This window comes from Vibrio sp. V01_P9A10T6, from assembly GCF_963877065.1.
Taxonomy (GTDB): Bacteria; Pseudomonadota; Gammaproteobacteria; order Enterobacterales; family Vibrionaceae; genus Vibrio; species Vibrio anguillarum.
Window position 1 is genome coordinate 1 of sequence record NZ_CAWNTB010000185.1, and the last position, 18,341, is coordinate 18,341.

Below are 18,341 nucleotides of genomic sequence, written 5' to 3' on the forward strand. Positions count from 1 at the left end.
GAATATTATAAATCTAATATAAGGGTATAAAATAATGTTTAATCAAAAAGACACGCCAGTCTCAGTGGCCGATAAAAACTACTATCGGGCTTTAGGCCTAACCCTCCTTTTCTCTGGCCTACTTTTAAATCCAATATCTCAGGCTATTGCTGTTGAGTTTAGCGCGGATGCGGTAGCTGAGTCAGAGGGGCAGTGGTGGAGCACTTACACCTTAGCGATTAAAAATACAGGAGCAGAGTCAGCGGATATGCGCGATGCGGTCATCGAATTTGTATTACCCGTTGCGATTAACGATATAGGTTGGCAATCATCGGCGCTATCTCATCCTACGTGGAATCTATCTCATACCGCTCAAGCGGGCGGTATTCTCCATTCAGTGGCGCTCAAATTCCCTGAAGGTGCTTGGGTTGACAGCGTTCTGAATTCCTCAGAATCACTCTCCTTGACGATAGCTTTTGCTGGTTCATTGGAAAACCTGAGTGCTTTTGAAGATTCTGTTATTGTGAAAATGGAAGGGGGCATCACACCACCGCCCGATTTTTCGCTAGATATTCTCTCTCCAGCGCCAAATTCAGTGGTATACACGGGCACAGACGTTAGCATTATGGCTCGTATTGATGGTGAGAGTGCCGGTAAGCTTGAGTTTTGGGCTAACCAAGACAAAATTGCTCAACAACCATTGAAGCAAGGTGTCACCGAGTATCAGCAAGTGTGGCAACCGAAAGAAATAGGAGCCGCTTCCATTTCAGTTATCGCGTTCAATGAGGAAGGCGATAAGCTCTCTGAGCAAAGCGTGCCTGTTTCTGTCGAGTCAGAATCGACGGCGCCTAATCCTCCGGTCGTTGAGTTCATTTCCCCAGAAGCGGGATCATCCCACCCACAAGGCACAAGTTTGACGATCTCTGCTGAAGTGACCGATGCTGATAATGATCTGGCTACCGTTAAATTTTTTGCTAATGACACCGAAGTTTGCAGTATCGATGCCAAAACAGAGCAAGTGTTCTCTTGTGACTGGACCCCTCAAACGGCCGGAAGCGCTGCATTACGTGTTGAAGCGCAAGATGATGAACGGCATGTAACACAAAAAAATCTGACGATTACGGTTACTGATGTGAGTGGTAGTTGCGGTGACGTTGCTCAGTACCAAGATGGCGTGAGCTATCAAGTGGGAGATGAGGTAACCAATATTGGCCATATCTACTCATGTAAAATCGCAGGTTGGTGTGGTAACCCAGTATGGACACCGGGTACTGGGCATCCAAATTATCCAGATGCATGGAAAGATGCATGGAATGACGTTGGTGAGTGCGATCCTAACCCTGTTCCTGAAGTGCATGTTCAATCGCCAGAAAATGGACAAAAAATAGCACCTAATCAGCCATTTGAGGTGGTCGTTGAGGCGACCGACGATACCCAAGTGGCGCGTGTCGATGTTCAATTGAATGGCGAAGTCGTTGCAACATCCACCTCTTCTTCGGGCGATCTCTATACCATCACTGTGCCTGCTCAAGTTGAAGGACAATACACTCTCACGGTTGCCGCGTATGACGATCAAGGCGCAAGTGCTCAAACTGCACCGATTTCGATTGCCATTACTGATAAAGATCTGCTGGTGTCACTCTCTGCCCCTGTAGACGGTTCAAGTTTCTTTGAAGGCCGAGCGATCTCAATCAAAGCGGATGCTAAGAGCTATGAAGGCGAGGTGGCGTCTGTGACGTTTATTGCCAACGGTAAGGTGCTGAATCAAGACACCGAAGCACCTTATGAATATGAGTGGATTGGAGCGCAAGCAGGCAACTACGCTATTTACGCAAAGGCGCTCAACAGTGCTAATCAAGAGCAAATGTCAGCCCCATCGAATATTACAGTGAAAGAGAGTACCGGTGGTGGTGGCCTTGCCGATAACCCAGACCGTGCCATTAGTTATCTCACTTCTTGGGGATTAAACGATTATGAAAAACTGTTTAATTCTGAAGGTGACGGTTATTTATTATCGTTCGGTAAATGGGATGCTAGCGGCAACATTACGATTTCTGATGACATGGTAACCCCACCAATTTACAACCCAGATTGGATGCCATCTCAGTACTTAGCGTGGTCAACCTTAAAACACGATAATAGCAATGTCACCATGATGGTCGCGTTTGGTGGTCAAACTTATGAAAGTATTTGGTCTGCGATTGGTAGCGATGCAAATCGGGAGGCGGTGGCCAATGGCCTCGTTGAATTGGTCAACAAACCCTTCCCTGTCTATAAGAAGAACCTAAAACCAGAAGAGGTGGTGGGTGACTGCCTTGCGACGGGGGGTGATGGCCAATGTGATTACAGCAAGTACCAATTAGCGGGTTATGTGCAAATCGATGGTCTTGACTTCGACTTCGAGAAAGCAGCGCGCATTACCGATAAAGAGAACCAAGACCTAACCGCATTGATTAAACTGATACGCCAAAAAGTGGGAGACAATAAAGTGTTGTCGCTGACCACATACCACGTCGGTGCTGATCCTGTGGCATGCATGGATTCAAGTGTGTTTGAAAATTGTTCTTACGTTGAGCCATCAGGTCGCTCGTCTCACCATGGTGAAGTGATCGATCTGTTACAAGCAACCAAGAACGATTTCGATTTCTTCAACGTCATGACCTATGACGCCGGCCAAAACTTCCTCTACGATGTCGCGATGGCCAATTACGCTCAATACATTGGAGATAAGTCGAAAATTGTTTTGGGCAATACGATCAATAGCCAGTGGGGGCCAAACGGCAATTTTGTGGAGAGCCGTGAAAACAACCTCAACCGTGCCAAGTGGCAAAAAGAGAATGGTTACGGTGGTTTCTTTATCTGGGCGTTGGGTTCAAATAATCAAAGTCTGAGCATGGAACAGCAAGTCGAGTACTTCAACGAAATGATCAGTGTGAGTAAGTAGCCTGCATGGTTACTTTGTGAGTTAACTAGATAACGGAAGGCCATGGTGCCTTCCGTGTTTTTATCCATCGTCATCAACTTAATCTGAATCGCCGAAGCTGAAAAACTATTCGATGTTTTGAATTTGCTCTCTCATTTGCTCAATCAGAACCTTAAGTTCAACGCCAGAGGCCGTGATGTCGGTGCTGATTGATTTCGAGGCTAACGTGTTCGATTCGCGGTTAAATTCTTGCATCATGAAATCGAGCTTACGGCCGCATGAGCCGCCTTTTTTGAGCACATTACGTGCTTCTTTGACATGCGAATCGAGGCGGTCTAACTCTTCGGCAACGTCTGATTTTTGTGCAAGTAAAATCAGCTCTTGCTCGACGCGCGTTGCATCAAGCTCAATCTTTGCTTCTTCAAACTTAGTCAATAGACGTTCACGTTGCCATTGCAGGATTTCTGGCATGCGTGCGCGCACTTTTACCACTTCTTCACTGATCGCCGTCAGGCGTTGTTCGATTAACGCCTTCATGTTGTCACCTTCACGGCTACGTGCGTCAATGAATTCAATGATTGCGTCATCAAAGCCTGCTAATAAGGCTTTATTAATGCTGTCCATGTCTTGTTCTGGCGTTTCCATTACGCCGGGCCACTGCATGATTTGAAACGGATTAATGCGGCTTAGCTCGCCCGTCATGTGCATTACTTGGTTGGCGGCTTTAATCACTTGATTGGCGAGTGCTTCATTGATATTCAGCTCACTTTTAGCCGCAGGGTTTGCTTCATAACGTAAGTGACATTCTACTTTGCCGCGCGCTAAACGTTGGCGAAAGCGTTCACGCAGTACAGGCTCAAGACCACGAAATTGTTCCGGCAGGCGGAAGTAGGTTTCAAGATAACGTTGGTTTACCGAGCGAATTTCCCATACCGCAGTACCCCAATCACCTTTAACTTCTTTACGCGCGTACGCGGTCATGCTGTAAATCATTGATTTGTCCTTTGCTCACGAAGATGAAATATCAAACGAGAGGTATGTTAGCACTAGCTTCACGCGTGTACTAGGTTCACGCCAATGCAAAGGGTGACCAACCTAGCGTCAAGGCGGCTAATCCGCTATAATCTCGCCCCAATCGATTCCGTCTCACCCGATAAAAGGTAGATGCACTATGCGTCCAAATGACCGCGCGGCCGATCAAATTCGCCCAATTAAAATCACTCGCAACTACACTGCTTATGCTGAAGGGTCAGTATTGGTGGAATTTGGTAATACCAAAGTATTGTGTAATGCCACTGTCGAAGAGGGTGTTCCTCGCTGGTTGAAAGGTCAGGGTAAAGGTTGGGTTACTGCCGAATACGGCATGCTGCCACGTGCAACCCATTCACGGACTCGTCGTGAAGCGACCAACGGTAAGCAAGGTGGCCGCACCATGGAGATCCAACGTCTCATCGCTCGCAGCTTACGTGCTGTGGTGGATTTAGAGGCAATGCCAGAGGTGATGATCACGGTTGACTGTGACGTTATTCAAGCGGACGGCGGTACTCGCACTGCATCAATTACGGGCGCAAGTGTGGCACTAGCGGATGCGTTTGCTCATCTGGTTGCTAGCGGTAAATTGAAGAAGAATCCAATGAAAGGCCATGTTGCTGCTGTCTCAGTTGGCATCTTGGGTGAAAACATTTTATGTGATTTGGAATACGTGGAAGATTCTGCCGCCGACACTGATATGAATGTGGTGATGACTGAAAACGGTAAGATGATTGAAATTCAAGGCACCGCAGAGGGTGAACCGTTTAGCCATGAAGAGCTGATGGATTTACTGGCCGTTGCCAAGAAAGGCATCGCTGATATTGTTGAAGCGCAGAAAGCATCGTTATTAGATTGATCAAGTAGCTCCCAGTTGGGGGCTATTTTTTTGCCCGTTTTATTCATTGTATTGTTGTACGTGATGACCCCACCCTAACCCTCCCCTATAAGGGGAGGGAATAAAGGAAGTGTTCCTAATATTGCCCTTGAGGGGAGGGAATTCATCATCTTAGTACCTCCCCTTTTAGGGGAGGCGAGCATTATCTTAGTACCTCTCTTTTTAGGGGAGGCGAGCATTATCTTAGTACCTCTCTTTTTTGGGGGAGGTGAGCACCAGCTTAGTACCTCTCTTTTTTGGGGGAGGTGAGCACCAGCTTAGTACCTCTCTTTTTTCGGGGAGGCGAGCAGCATCTTAGTACCTCTCCTTTTTCGGGAGGTGAGCACCAGCTTAGTACCTCTCTCTTTTCGGGGGAGGTGAGCACCACTTTAGTACCTCCCCCTTTTAGGGGGAGGCTAGGAGGGGGTTGTTCTTGTTGGGAAAGCGAAATAAACCAAAGTGTATGAGTTAAGAGAGAGAAAATCATGAAAGCATACCAGCGTGAATTTATTGAATTTGCACTAGACAAAGAAGTCTTGAAGTTTGGCGAGTTTACTTTGAAGTCTGGCCGAAAAAGCCCTTATTTCTTTAACGCTGGCTTGTTTAATACTGGCCGTGATTTAGCGCGCTTAGGGCGTTTTTATGCCGCTGCTTTAGTCGATTCTGGGATTGAGTTTGATGTGCTATTTGGACCTGCGTACAAAGGGATCCCAATTGCGACTACAACTGCAGTAGCGTTGGCTGATCATCATGATGTTGATACGCCGTATTGCTTTAACCGTAAAGAAGCGAAAGACCACGGTGAGGGCGGTAACTTGGTCGGTAGCGCATTAGAAGGGCGCATTATGCTGGTGGATGATGTCATTACAGCTGGTACTGCCATTCGTGAGTCGATGGAAATCATTCAAGCTAACGGTGCGGATCTTGCTGGTGTCTTGGTGGCAATTGACCGCCAAGAAAAAGGCAAAGGAGAGCTTTCTGCAATTCAAGAAGTCGAGCGTGATTTTGGTTGCGCGATCATCTCAATTGTTAGCCTGACCGATCTGGTTACTTACCTTGAAGAGAAAGGGGCAGATGCTAAGCACCTTGAGGCGGTAAAAGCGTATCGTGCGCAGTACGGAATTTAAGCATCAACTTATTTGCGAATCGTAGAGCCACTTATTGAAAAGTAAAAGCCCCGAGTTTGACGCTCGGGGCTTGTTTGTTATGAGTTTAGTGATTCTAGCGATTAACTTTGATCACCATGGTGCGAGTTATCGTAAATTTCCGAGCCATCACGCTGCGTTTTCAACAGTGATAAATTCCACATGTACTGTTCTGGGCGTGGTGTGACTAAATCTTCAATCGCCTTATTCATAGCGCGTGCATCTTGCTCTTCATCGCCCGTTGGAAAGTTTTCTAATGCAGGCAAAATATGCACTTCGTACTTACTGGTTTTATCGTTATAAGCAGGCAAAATTGGCACGACTTTCGCCTTTGATAGGCGCGCCATTTTACCAAAACCTTTTAACGTGGCTTTTTCAGTGCCAAAGAATGGAACAAAGACCGAGTTGGCCGGGCCAAAGTCTTCATCGGGCAGCCAGTAGCCTAAGTATCCATCTTTAATTGAACGTACAAACGGTTTTACTCCAGCATCACGCGCAAAAATACGCCCGCCATATTGCATGCGTTGGACGTGCATTAACCAATCACCGATAGGATTGCGCTGCGGCTTCATGATGGTGGTTACTTTATAGCCTTTTGCCGCAAGCATTACCGCAGGGTAATCGACCGCCCAAGCATGAGGGGCGAGAATGATCACGTTCTCGCCAGCATCTAACAATGGCAATAAGTTCTCTTCACCAATCATGATGCCGCGTTGCTGATTGTGTTTTGTGGAACGAACCAAAAACTCCGAATAACCGAGCATGTATTGTGCTGCTTTGACAAAGGTTTCTTCCAAAATAGCCTGGCGTTCTTGCGGGGATTTTTCAGGAAAGCATTTTTCCAGATTCACTCGCGTGCGGCGTACAACACGGCCGTTTTTGCGTACCGCAAAGGTGGATAATTTGCGCGCTAGCCTATCTCGCCATGCGGGTGGTATAAAGGCGAACAGAGCGGCAAAGAAGATCCCAATCCAAGTTCCCCAATGTTTTGGGTGTAAAAAAGACCATTGGAATGTGGGGTTGTGCAGGTGTTTGTCTGTGCTGTTTTCGTTGTTGCTCATTGAAAGCAAAACCTTTTTCTAGTTATAAATAGCGAGAGTTAGTTAACGTTTCATCTGGCAAAGATTTAAAACGCTTATGCAGCCACATCCACTGTTCTGGTGCGCGTAGAATCACTTCTTCAACGTATTTATTCATGTAAGCGGCGGCGGCGGTCATGTCATCTTTTGGATAGTCGCCATCAATGGTTTTATCGGCGATGATTTCGTATTTTCCGTTGGCGTTTCGAAACCCTGAACCGGGCACAATCGCACATTGGCTAGTATAAGCCAGAATACTGGTGCCTGTGGTGGTACACGCTTCTTTGACCGCAAAGAAGGGAACAAACACCGATTTGTTATGGCCGTAATCTTGATCGGGTAGATAAAATAGGCGTTCGCCCTTTTTGAGTACGCGGATCATCTGTTTAATGTCGGTGCGGTAGATTAGTTTATTGCCATTGCGTGTGCGACCACGGTATTGGATAAATTCATACGCAGGGTTGCTGTGTGGGCGGTAAACGCCATAGCCTTCAAGGCCTATTACACCAAAAGCACGTGCCGTAATTTCTAAATTTAACGCATGTACGCAACACAGCAGTGCGCCACGTTTTTCTTGTTTGAGTTGCAAAAGGGCGCTGACATCTTTCACATCAAGTAGGCGAGCAAAACGCCAAGTCGGCCAAAACCAAGTAATTCCGGTTTCTATCAGTGCCATGCCGGTGTTTTTAAAGTTTTCGTTAACAATATGCTCAATCTCACCTGCACTTTTCTCTGGAAAAGATAGCTGTAGATTACGCGTGGCAATGTGTACTCGCTTGTTAGCAAAGCGCATTCCAAACGCGCCCATGCTGCGTCCTATTTTTAGTAACGCAGAATAAGGAAGCAGGTTGACCACTAAAGCGAGTAGCCCAAAGCTAAGCCACACGCCCCAATATTTAGGGTGCAGTAGCGAGAGGGAAAACTCAGGTTTACCGTATTTTTCTTTGCTCATTACTCTTGATTCTTTCACTGATGATGATTCTTTGTCACGACGGTGGTGGTTTGTTTTTACTGAATCTGAGCGCTTAATAATGCCCAATACTCTTCAAAATTTGCCGTCGGTTGGTATTTAAAGTCAGATCGCACAAAGCGATTTAGGCTTCCTTCCACTTGGCCAAGCAGTTGAGCGGCTAAAATGCTTTCGTCGACGGGGAAGGATTTACCTTCACGCAGTTTACGTTCGCGAAGGATCTGACGTAGTGATGTTTCTATGCGTTCGAACAGTTGGTTGATCCGTTCACGCAGTCGCTCATTTTCAAACATTAGAGCATGGCCGGATAAAATTCGTGTCAAGCCCGGGTTACGTTCCGAAAAAGCCAAGATAAGCTGTAGCACTAAGCGGATGCGGTTGAGTGTATCTTTCTCTTCATCCAAAATGCGATTAATCCGCGACATTAAAGACTCTTCAATAAATTCAATCAAGCCTTCAAACATCCGTGCTTTACTCGGAAAATGACGGTACAAAGCCGCTTCAGAAACGCCCACTTGTTTGGCTAGCTTTGCTGTGGTGATGCGTGATGCACCATCGTTAGATTCCAGCATTTCAGCGAGTGCTTGTAGAATCTCTTCACGACGATTGATTTTCTTATTGACGGCCATGACCCGATTTCCTTTTAGTTACCACATGCTTGTGAGCAAATATTTATACCCTTCAGATGGTTTGGGTATTGTCCATTAAGCGCAGTAGTTTAACGGACAGTTTTCGGACTGCGTAGCGTAAAAATGAAAATGATTGAACTGGGTGGTGATTTTACCACCCAATAAACGCTATGAACCCTAAAAGAAGCTTAGAACGTCTGTTTGTAGCCTACAGTTGACTCGCGATCAGTTGCATCAGCGCGTGAGCTAATGCAGATTTTGAACTCAAAGGTAATGCTTGCTCTCCGCCTTGCCAATAAACGGTCAGCGCATTGTCGTTACTATTAAAGCCTTGGCCCGCAACAGAAACATCATTGGCGCAGATCATATCCAGTTTTTTGTTGAGCAGTTTAGCGCGGGCATATTTTTCAACTTGCTGCGTTTCAGCCGCAAAGCCTACTGTGAACGGGCGGTTTTCTTTTAATGCAGCTACGCTGGCGACGATGTCGGGATTTTTGACCATGGTGATGAGCATGTGATCGCTCGCATCGGTTTTTTTGATCTTTTGATCGGCGACGATCTCAGGGCGATAGTCGGCTACGGCGGCGCAACTGATGAACACATCATGTGATTGCGCTTGCGCCATCACTTGCTGATGCATATCGCAGGCACTTTCCACATCAATACGTTGTACTTGTGGCGGTGTGAGCAAATTGACCGGGCCACTGATCAGAGTCACTTTCGCGCCCAATTGAGAGGCGGCCTGCGCAATCGCATACCCCATTTTGCCTGAACTGTGGTTACTGATATAGCGGACTGGATCGAGTGCTTCACGGGTTGGACCTGCGCTAATCAACAGTGACTTACCGGCGAGCAGTGTGTTGTTTGCCACCTCTGTTTGGAAAAAAAACTCGCAGCGCTCAACCAATTGCATTGGCTCAAGCATGCGGCCCGGGCCAACATCGCCACACGCCTGTTCACCAGCTGCTGGGCCCCAAATCATCATGCCTCGGCGTTTAAGCGTGGCAATATTCTCTTGCGTAGCAATATTGCGATACATCTGCTGATTCATTGCCGGCGAGACGGCCACTGGCGCATTGGTGGCTAAAATCAAAGTGGTGAGTAAATCATTACCCATCCCTGCGGCGACGCGCGCGATGAGATCCGCTGTCGCGGGAGCCAGTAGGACTAAGTCTGCCCATTTGGCAAGTTCAATATGGCCCATAGACGCTTCGGCGGCTGGGTCTAATAAGCTATCTGAAACTGGCCTGCCAGAGACGGCTTGCATGGTCAGTGGCGTTATAAACTCTTTTGCCGCGTGAGTCATCACCACTTGTACTTGAGCGCCTCGTTCAATCAAGCGACGCGTTAGCTCAGCACATTTATACGCAGCAATACCGCCGCTAATGCCGAGCAGAATCTTTTTTCCTGCCAGTGTTTGCATTATCTTTTCCTCAAAAATTCTGCGCATTATGTTAGCACAACTCTCGCATCGAGTGACCTTATGATCCGCTCAATCCTTTCATATTGGACGAGTGTTTCTGCGTCTTTCATCACTTATCAATTACAAAAAACCATGAATTAAGCCTAAATAAAGAGAAGCAAAGTTGCAGGCTTGGCTATTTCTCTATGTTGTCTGGGTATCTTTAGCCCTAGGAGTGCTTAATGAGCCTCAAATCACTGCCCACAGAATCAATGCCACGCGAAAAATTGCTTGCTCGCGGTCCTCAGGCATTATCGGATGCTGAACTGCTGGCGATTTTTCTTCGTACTGGCACTCAAGGAATGAATGTGCTCGCTCTCTCGGATCTGCTGCTGCGTGAGTTTGGATCACTTCGAACGCTTTTTTCGGCCAACCAGCAAGAGTTTTGCCGCCATAAAGGGTTGGGCGAAGCCAAATACGTTCAATTGCAGGCGGTGCTTGAAATGACGCAGCGCTATTTGGCCGAAACGCTCAAACGAGGTGGCGCTTTGACTAGCCCAGAGCAAACCAAGCTTTATTTATCGAGTGTGCTACGCGATCGCCATCGAGAAGCCTTCTATATTCTGTTTTTGGATAATCAACACCGAGTGATCAGCGATGAAGTATTGTTTGAGGGGACGATTGACGCGGCCAGCGTTTACCCTCGTGAGGTAGTTAAAAGAGCACTCCACCATAATGCGGCGGCATTAATATTGGCCCATAATCATCCGTCAGGCGTTGCTGAGCCTAGCCAAGCCGATCGCAGAATCACACGTCGATTAACCGATGCACTAGCGTTAGTGGACATCCGTATTTTGGACCATTTTGTGGTGGGCGATGGCGAGGTAATTTCTTTTGCAGAAAGAGGGTGGATTTGAATCACATTTTAGGTTGTGACTTAAGATTATTCTGGTATGATTCGCGCACTAAATTATCAACCTAAATCAGCTCTGCTTAAAAAAAGATCGCCAAATCCGTAAAAAGGATCTGTTCGGGTCTTGAGCAATGCATGTCAAGTTAGTATAATACGCGACCTTTGATAGCCTTGTATGGATTTTCCATAACGGTTTTTAACCTCAAACTTCTTAATACATCGAGAACGAGGTTCGGCCACCAAGGTTGATATCGAGCTGAAACGATTTGGAGAAGACATTCATGTCCCGAGTATGCCAAGTAACTGGTAAGCGTCCAATAACGGGTAACAACCGTTCACACGCACGAAATGCTACTAAGCGTCGTTTTCTGCCGAACCTACAAACTCATCGTTTCTGGGTAGAGAGCGAAAAACGTTTTGTTAAACTACGTCTAACTGCTAAAGGCATGCGTATCATCGATAAGAAAGGCATTGATGCTGTTCTTGTTGATATCCGTGCACGTGGCGAAAACGTTTAAGAGGAATTGAGCAATGGCTAAAGGCATTCGTGAGAAAATTCGACTAATATCTTCTGCAGGTACTGGTCACTTCTACACAACTGACAAGAACAAACGCAACATGCCAGGCAAATTTGAGATCAAGAAATTTGATCCAGTAGTTCGCCAGCACGTTCTTTACAAAGAAGGCAAAATCAAGTAATTGATTTTACGCTTTGTAAGCATTGAAAGACCCAGCTTTGGCTGGGTTTTTTATTGTCTGGAATTTGTACCCTGCAATGTCAGCTCTCACTATAATGTGCTAAGTTACTCAAAGATAAACTCTTAGGGATCACTTATGCGTATCAATCGCCGCCGTTGGAATAATATTCTTATCTTGGCTGTTATTGCTTTTATTGCCATTTTGAATTTACCCACAGTCATCAAAACTTATCTTATTGAACCGCCTGCTAGCCCTTATCCTTATGTGATTAATCCAAATGCACAGCTGCAAGCACTGCATTTTACTGACTGGTCACTTGAACTGAATCAAAACCGTTGGCGATCAAGCAAAGCAATTTCAGTTGCTCCTGAAATATTGGCACAACGCTGGCAGAGTTTAGTTGGTACTGAAGTTGATGATGCCACTTACGAGTCGCTTGCGTCTCTACTACGCAACCCACAAACCGTGGAGGTGTGGTATCAGGATCGCGAAGAGCCGCAAAGGATCACCTACTACCAAACCCCCCAGTTTTGGTTATTGAAAAATTGGCAAGAGAAATGGGTGGCACTTTCGGTAGAAGAAGCTTTTCTTTTTCCGAACTGAGCCTTTATTTCTCGTGAGCGTTGAACAAACCAAGAACGAATAACCAATACCCAATAACGACGAACGAAGAATCGAGATGTATCATGCCTGAGTTACCCGAAGTTGAAGTAAGTAAAATGGGGATTAGCCCGCATTTAGTTGGGCAAACGATCCAACAACTGACATTTCGCACGCCCAAATTACGTTGGGCCATCCCTCAAGAGCTGAAACAGTTAGAAGGGCAAGTGATCCGCAATATTGCCCGTCGAGCCAAATATTTATTGATAGAGACCGATATTGGCAGTGCGATTGTTCACTTGGGAATGTCAGGTTCATTGCGAGTATTGGAGTGTGATTTTCCGGCAGGTAAGCATGATCACGTTGATCTGCGATTAACCAATGGCAAGGTGTTGCGCTACCACGATCCACGTCGATTTGGTGCTTGGCTATGGTGCGAACAAGGAGCAAGCCACTCGGTGTTGAGTAATATCGGTCCTGAGCCATTAACCGATGATTTTGATGCAGATTATATTGTGCAAAAAGCGAACAGCAAACGTATCGCTGTTAAGCAATTTATTATGGAAAATAAAGTAGTGGTTGGCGTAGGCAATATCTACGCGAGTGAATCACTGTTTAATGCGCGAATTCTCCCCACTCGGCCCGCTCATTCGCTGACACTGACTGAGTGGAATTGCCTCGTGCGAGAAATTAAATCAGTCTTAGCAACGGCGATTCAACAAGGTGGCACAACCTTAAAAGATTTTGCACAAGCGGATGGCAAACCGGGCTATTTTGCTCAAGAGCTTAATGTGTATGGCAAAGCGCAGCAGCCTTGCCCAGCGTGTGGGCAAGCGATTGAAGCGCTGAAAATTGGTCAGCGTAACACCTTTTTCTGCTCTGCTTGCCAAAAATAAGGTACGTCCTAAAGGCTATATTTTCTTGCCATGCAAGGCGTTAGCGACAATGTCAGGAACAAATTGATCAACTTCTCCACCATGAATCGCCACTTCTCGCACAATGGTGGAGGAGATAAACGCATGCTCCTCTGATGGCGTAAGAAACACACTTTCCAGCCCCGGCATCAAACGGCGGTACATGTTGGTCAAACCAAATTCATACTCGAAGTCAACCGTAGTACGCAAACCGCGGATCAGCACATTGGCTTTTTCATCACGCGCAAAATCGACCATTAACCCAGCAAATCCTTTGGCAGTGACATTCTCTAAATGTTGAGTGACTGCGCTGGCAAAGGCGACCCGTTCCTGCAGAGTAAACATGGTGTTTTTGCTTGGGCTGGCGGCGACGGCGATGATCACTTCATCAAACATATTGGCGGCGCGTTCGATCAGATCCAAATGACCATTGGTGATGGGATCAAAAGTGCCGGGATAAATCACACGCGAAATTCTTTTTTGGCTCACAGTGGAAGGCTCATATTGGTTAACTGGCACTGATATTAACAAAAAGACTCAAAATTACCTATTGAACTCGGTATGATGTAGCCCGCACTAAACTGTGACACTTAGCGAGTGAGAGAAGAGACGATGAATAAGTTGTTGGTGATCCGTAACGATAAAATTGGTGATTTCATGCTGGCTTGGCCAAGTTTTGCGATGCTAAAAGCCTCGTTGCCAGATTGCCATATTACCGCGTTAGTCCCCAGCTATACCGTCGCGCTGGCCGAGCTTTGCCCGTGGATTGATGCGGTGATGGTTGACCCAACCGAAAACGCGTCCTCTGCGCAGAAAAAGCAATGTATTCAAGCGATTAAACAGCAACACTTTGATGCTTCGATCAACCTCTTCTCGACCACTTACAATGCACGATTAGTTTGGAAATCTTGTATTCCTTATCGTTTAGCGCCGGCGACTAAATTCGCTCAAATTTTTTATAACAAACGAATTAAGCAAAAACGCTCTCAATCAGCCAAACCAGAATATGAGTATAACTTAGATTTGGTACGCGCTTTTTTGCATGATATTGGCAAAGAGGTTGTCGAGCCGAGCGCACCTTATCTGCAATTTGATCAAGCGAAGCTGGTTGAACAAAAAAGCAAACTGGCTACGCAACTTCATCTCGATATAAGTAAACCGTGGGTGTTTGTTCATGCCGGAAGCGGCGGTTCAGCGAATAATTTGTCGCTAGAGCAATACACGCAGTTAGTGATGGGGATTGATGGCAAGCAAGAAATTATCCTCACCGCCGGGCCGGGAGAAGAGGCGAAAGCCGCGCAGTTAAAAGCTTTGATTGAAGAAAAGGGCGGGCGAGCGGCACTGTATGATAAAAATGAAGGGCTTGTTGATTTCTCACGCTCGATTGCTTGCGCTGATATTTTTATTGCAGGTTCAACCGGGCCTTTGCATATTGCCGCTGCGATTGATGTGCCCACAGTTGGCTTTTTCCCCGCCAAACGTTCAGCCACGCCACTGCGTTGGCGACCATTGAATTCACAAGGTCGCCACATTGCCTTTTGTCCACCACAAGCAAAAGACAAAGAAACTCAGGCCGATATGAGCCGCATTGATATTAATGCGGTGTTAGTCGAACTTAACCCTTGGGTGGCTCAGTACTGGTTCTAACCCATAAATCGGCGTATTTAACAAAGGTTGAGTGCGCCGATAATAAAGAAAGCAAGAAGCCTTGCTTACCATCTAAAAAGCCTGCTTTTAAAACGTACATTTTCAAAAAGCAGCCAAACGCATGCAAAATACCTTGGCTAATGCTGCTTTTCTTACCACGTTTTTCTCGTTGCTCTGCCCATGCCTTGGCATAACCTGCGGATTTAACTAAATAATGATGAATATCGTTATAGGTGTAGTGAATCGCATCACCTGCAAGATTCTCGACTTTCATGCCATCTGCGACTTCGACTTTTTCATGCACCAAAGCCTCGTTATATTGCGTTAATTGAGTTGGGTAGAGGCGCAACACGCGATCAGGATACCAACCACAGTGGCGAATATAGCGGCCAAAAACCCAACTTAAACGGGCAAATTGATACAGTGTATTGGGTTTATTAGCCGCGACCGCTTGCTGAATGCTATCTTTTAACTCTTTGGTCACGCGTTCATCGGCATCTAGCCACAACACATAATCAGACTCGACATACGACTGCGCTAAGCGGCGCTGTGGGCCAAACCCAGGCCACTGCGAATTAACAAAAAACTTGTGAGTATAACGGCGCGCAATCTCTTCGGTATTATCACTGCTACCTGAATCTAAGACGACGATTTCATCTACCCATTGGTGAACGGTTTCCAAGCAAGCTTGCAGATGTTGCGCTTCATTTTTAACGATCAGCGCAACGGCTAAAGTAGGTTTGCTCACATTCATTCCTCGGATATTGGGTTTAGCTGAAAATCAGCCGTTATCTTATCAAACATTTGGATAACATGGCTTGCTTGAATGCGCTGCATCGCTTGTTCATCTTTGACGCGAGTACGCCAACTGACTTGCTCTTTCGTTTTTCCTGTTTCGGCAAACAGTGCTTCATCATAAGCCGACACCACATAATCACGATACTGATAAGGCCCTGTGCGCTGCGGATTATGGTGAGCGTATAAACCGATAACGGGAGTATTCATTGCATTGGCCATGTGCGCAGGGCCTGTATCTGGCGCTATCACTAAATCGGCTAAGTCGAGCAGTGCCAACATCTCTTTAAGCTGGCTTTTACCAACGGCATTAAGTACCGGCTGAGTAAGTTTACTCGCTATTTCGACTGCTAGATCAACTTCAATTTGCGCAGGGCTACCGGCTAAAATGATATGCCAACCAAGTTGTTGAGCATGCGTTATCACTTCTACATAACCTTCAGCGGTCCAATTTTTATAAGCCTTACTCGCGGCAGGAACCACGACTAAATTACGCTTTGAATGTGCAAGTTGCTGCTTGGCCCATTGATGATCGGAATCCGAATAAGTGAGTGACCACTTAGGTTCTAGTTCTTTGATTCCAAGGCACTTTGCAAACGCGAGTAAGCCATCTAATACATGAGGCGCTTGAGGCGATATCACTTTTACATTGGTAAACAGGTGCTGGAAATCTTGGCTGCGGGCGGCATCAAAACCGAGTTTATATTTAGCTTTAATACCCAGAGTGGCAATACTGGCACGAAAGGCATACTGCATATGCAAAAGCGCATCGAAGGATTGCCCTTTAAGTTCTGCCCACAGTTTTTGATATGCTTTCCATCCCTGTTTTTTGTCGAATATAACCACGTTTACATTAGGCAAATCAGTGAGTAACTGCGCTTCCAGTTTTCCAGTGATCCACGTGATATGAGTTTCAGGCCATTGGTGTTGAATTGCTTGCACGGCGGCCACTGCATTGCACACATCGCCAATCGCCGACAGGCGTAACACACAAATTGAGCGTGGAGCAGAAGAAAAGAGAGCCATAAGTGACATCGGTATAGAGAAAGTTAGTAAGAATTATGCAGACAGCGCTGATAAATGTAAAATGCCAAACAAGAACGATGAAGCACATTCAATCTCGTCATTAAAAAGTGAAACGATGAAAACGCTGAAAAAAGAGAATCAAACAATTTGGTATGACGAGCATTTGTTAGTTGAGGATCCGCTCCGCTGTTTTAACCCTGAGTTTTGGCAGCAGGCTGGTAACGTCACTGGTAGTGCTACTGGGCGCGGTACGACATGGTTTGTAAAAGCTGAAAAAATAGAAGCAGCACTACGCCACTATAAGCGTGGTGGATTGTTCGGTAAGTTAGTTAGTGATCACTACTTTTTTTCCGGTTGGAAGAAAACGCGCAGTTTCCAAGAATTCGAATTGCTCAATACTCTGAGAGAGTCTGGGGTAAATGTTCCACGCCCGATTGCCGCGCGAGCAGTAAAGCGCACTTTTTGTTATCAGGCAGATTTACTCAGCGAAAAAATCCCGAACGCCCGCGATCTTGTGTCTATTTTACAAGAACGTCCATTACCGACTGAAATGTATGAAAAAATAGGTCTAGAAATTCGCAAAATGCATGATGCGCAAGTCAATCACACCGATCTCAATATCCATAACATCTTGATTGATGGCCAAGAGAAGGTATGGATTATTGATTTTGATAAGTGCTGCCAGCAACAAGGCGAGAGCTGGAAGAAAGGAAATTTAGATAGATTGAAGCGATCGTTTGAGAAAGAGGTCCGTAAGCGAGGGATTCATTGGATTCCTGAAGCTTTTCACATTATTTCTAAGTGCTAAAATGAAGAGTAAAAATATGCTATTCGAGCAGATTACATTCGTTATTCAAGGACCTATTGCTCCGTCTATTACCTCAATATCTGTTCAACGTTTACGATCAATTTTCCCCGGCTGCCAAATTATCATATCCACTTGGGAAGGAGAAAATACACAAGATATTGAAGCTGATCTCATTATTTATAACAAAGATCCAGGTTCTACGGTATTTGTGTATAGCAAACAAAACGATCCTATACCTATCAATATAAATAGGCAAATTGTGTCAACTGTTTCTGGATTACGTTATGTTAAAACTAAATTTGCTGCGAAATTGAGAGCTGACAATATATTAAACAAAACAAGGATGTTAGAACTGTTTGAGCAATTCCCTTTACGCAGAGATAATTATGCAATACTGAATAATCGGCTTGTTTGTTCTAATTATTTTGCGAAGGAGTTTGAGAGGGGGTTACATGTACCTTTTTTCTTCTCTGATTTTTTCCAATTTGGTGAGGTGGAAGATCTACTTAAAGTATGGGATTGTCATATGTATAGTGATTATGATTTCCAATCAGCGTTGAGTGGTAAAAAACAGCACAAACATTATCCAAATGATAGCGTCAATGTAGAACAGAAGATTTGGAGCCATGCCGCAAGGAAGCTATATCCTGATGAATTAACAGATGAACATGGTGACCATTTTGCGCGGCAACAGTCATATAATTTTATGATCAATAATCTTATCATTGTTGACGGAGATGAACTTGGATTAGAGGTACCAAAACGCCTTCAACAGTCAAATGGCTATCCCTACGATTTTATTACGTTTCAAAGATGGAAGTGGTTATATGAAAAAGAATTTTTAAAAACTAAAAGTACTCCATTGAAATTTAAATTTTTTTGGTATTTTTCATTCATGATTAAGAC

General features: G+C 45.5%; 19 protein-coding genes. 11 read left to right on the top strand and 8 right to left on the bottom strand.

What is annotated here, in order from left to right:
- Positions 1-34 precede the first annotated feature (34 nt).
- Complete coding sequence (locus AACQ21_RS13965; protein WP_105976939.1) at positions 35-2,923, top strand: Ig-like domain-containing protein; 2,889 nt, start codon at positions 35-37, stop codon at positions 2,921-2,923.
- Between the two features lie 105 nt (positions 2,924-3,028).
- Here AACQ21_RS13965 and AACQ21_RS13970 read toward each other — a convergent pair whose 3' ends face one another.
- Complete coding sequence (locus tag AACQ21_RS13970; protein WP_105976940.1) at positions 3,029-3,895, bottom strand: YicC/YloC family endoribonuclease; 867 nt, start codon at positions 3,893-3,895, stop codon at positions 3,029-3,031.
- A gap of 178 nt (positions 3,896-4,073) precedes the next feature.
- Here AACQ21_RS13970 and rph point away from each other — a divergent pair, with 178 nt between their 5' ends.
- Together rph and pyrE are read left to right on the top strand one after the other, a co-directional pair.
- Complete coding sequence (rph, locus tag AACQ21_RS13975) at positions 4,074-4,790, top strand: ribonuclease PH (RefSeq protein WP_017042236.1); 717 nt, start codon at positions 4,074-4,076, stop codon at positions 4,788-4,790.
- A 503-nt stretch (positions 4,791-5,293) separates the two neighbouring features.
- Positions 5,294-5,935, top strand: coding sequence for an orotate phosphoribosyltransferase (gene pyrE / locus AACQ21_RS13980; protein WP_105976941.1), 642 nt, complete (start codon positions 5,294-5,296; stop codon positions 5,933-5,935).
- A 101-nt stretch (positions 5,936-6,036) separates the two neighbouring features.
- Here the strand turns inward: pyrE and lpxM are convergent, their stop codons facing one another.
- From lpxM to coaBC, 4 genes are all read right to left on the bottom strand, one after another.
- The gene (lpxM, locus tag AACQ21_RS13985; protein ID WP_105976942.1) at positions 6,037-7,014 is read right to left on the bottom strand and encodes a lauroyl-Kdo(2)-lipid IV(A) myristoyltransferase; all 978 of its coding nucleotides are present in this window, start codon (positions 7,012-7,014) and stop codon (positions 6,037-6,039) included.
- A gap of 22 nt (positions 7,015-7,036) precedes the next feature.
- Positions 7,037-7,984: an LpxL/LpxP family Kdo(2)-lipid IV(A) lauroyl/palmitoleoyl acyltransferase gene (lpxL, locus tag AACQ21_RS13990; RefSeq protein WP_105976943.1), complete on the bottom strand. Its 948-nt coding sequence runs from the start codon at positions 7,982-7,984 to the stop codon at positions 7,037-7,039.
- 56 nt (positions 7,985-8,040) lie between these two features.
- Positions 8,041-8,631, bottom strand: coding sequence for a nucleoid occlusion factor SlmA (gene slmA, locus AACQ21_RS13995; RefSeq protein WP_013855724.1), 591 nt, complete (start codon positions 8,629-8,631; stop codon positions 8,041-8,043).
- 208 nt (positions 8,632-8,839) lie between these two features.
- Positions 8,840-10,054, bottom strand: coding sequence for a bifunctional phosphopantothenoylcysteine decarboxylase/phosphopantothenate--cysteine ligase CoaBC (gene coaBC / locus AACQ21_RS14000; protein ID WP_258174213.1), 1,215 nt, complete (start codon positions 10,052-10,054; stop codon positions 8,840-8,842).
- 221 nt (positions 10,055-10,275) lie between these two features.
- Between coaBC and radC the strand changes: the two genes are divergently transcribed.
- The 5 genes from radC to mutM all read left to right on the top strand — a co-directional run bounded on the left by radC (position 10,276) and on the right by mutM (position 13,141).
- On the top strand, positions 10,276-10,950 hold the full coding sequence (gene radC / locus AACQ21_RS14005) for a RadC family protein (RefSeq protein ID WP_105976945.1): 675 nt from the start codon (positions 10,276-10,278) through the stop codon (positions 10,948-10,950).
- 277 nt (positions 10,951-11,227) lie between these two features.
- The gene (gene rpmB, locus AACQ21_RS14010; protein WP_004397476.1) at positions 11,228-11,464 is read left to right on the top strand and encodes a 50S ribosomal protein L28; all 237 of its coding nucleotides are present in this window, start codon (positions 11,228-11,230) and stop codon (positions 11,462-11,464) included.
- A 13-nt stretch (positions 11,465-11,477) separates the two neighbouring features.
- Positions 11,478-11,645, top strand: a complete 168-nt coding sequence (gene rpmG / locus AACQ21_RS14015) for a 50S ribosomal protein L33 (RefSeq protein WP_010318992.1) — start codon at positions 11,478-11,480, stop codon at positions 11,643-11,645.
- Positions 11,646-11,780: 135 nt separating this feature from the next.
- Positions 11,781-12,248 carry a hypothetical protein gene (locus AACQ21_RS14020; protein ID WP_013855728.1) on the top strand — a complete coding sequence of 156 codons (468 nt, stop codon included), beginning with the start codon at positions 11,781-11,783 and terminating at the stop codon, positions 12,246-12,248.
- A gap of 83 nt (positions 12,249-12,331) precedes the next feature.
- A complete protein-coding gene (gene mutM / locus AACQ21_RS14025; RefSeq protein WP_105976946.1) occupies positions 12,332-13,141 on the top strand; it encodes a bifunctional DNA-formamidopyrimidine glycosylase/DNA-(apurinic or apyrimidinic site) lyase in 810 nt (269 codons plus the stop codon).
- Positions 13,142-13,156: 15 nt separating this feature from the next.
- Here the strand turns inward: mutM and coaD are convergent, their stop codons facing one another.
- Positions 13,157-13,648, bottom strand: coding sequence for a pantetheine-phosphate adenylyltransferase (gene coaD, locus AACQ21_RS14030; protein WP_026028196.1), 492 nt, complete (start codon positions 13,646-13,648; stop codon positions 13,157-13,159).
- Between the two features lie 123 nt (positions 13,649-13,771).
- On the opposite strand from coaD, the gene AACQ21_RS14035 reads away from it, so the two are divergent.
- Positions 13,772-14,806: a glycosyltransferase family 9 protein gene (locus tag AACQ21_RS14035; RefSeq protein WP_105976947.1), complete on the top strand. Its 1,035-nt coding sequence runs from the start codon at positions 13,772-13,774 to the stop codon at positions 14,804-14,806.
- On the opposite strand, the gene AACQ21_RS14040 is transcribed toward AACQ21_RS14035, so the two are convergent.
- Together AACQ21_RS14040 and AACQ21_RS14045 are read right to left on the bottom strand one after the other, a co-directional pair.
- Positions 14,775-15,560, bottom strand: coding sequence for a glycosyltransferase family 2 protein (locus AACQ21_RS14040; RefSeq protein ID WP_105976948.1), 786 nt, complete (start codon positions 15,558-15,560; stop codon positions 14,775-14,777). The two genes, AACQ21_RS14035 and AACQ21_RS14040, sit on opposite strands and share 32 nt — an antisense overlap.
- On the bottom strand, positions 15,557-16,627 hold the full coding sequence (locus AACQ21_RS14045) for a glycosyltransferase family 9 protein (protein ID WP_105976949.1): 1,071 nt from the start codon (positions 16,625-16,627) through the stop codon (positions 15,557-15,559). The genes AACQ21_RS14040 and AACQ21_RS14045 overlap by 4 nt, the downstream gene beginning before the upstream one ends.
- Positions 16,628-16,742: 115 nt before the next feature.
- Between AACQ21_RS14045 and AACQ21_RS14050 the strand changes: the two genes are divergently transcribed.
- The gene (locus tag AACQ21_RS14050) at positions 16,743-17,435 is read left to right on the top strand and encodes a 3-deoxy-D-manno-octulosonic acid kinase (RefSeq protein ID WP_181185549.1); all 693 of its coding nucleotides are present in this window, start codon (positions 16,743-16,745) and stop codon (positions 17,433-17,435) included.
- A 16-nt stretch (positions 17,436-17,451) separates the two neighbouring features.
- Positions 17,452-18,341: WavE lipopolysaccharide synthesis family protein (locus AACQ21_RS14055; protein WP_105976951.1), on the top strand; the 890-nt coding region annotated here is incomplete at its 3' end.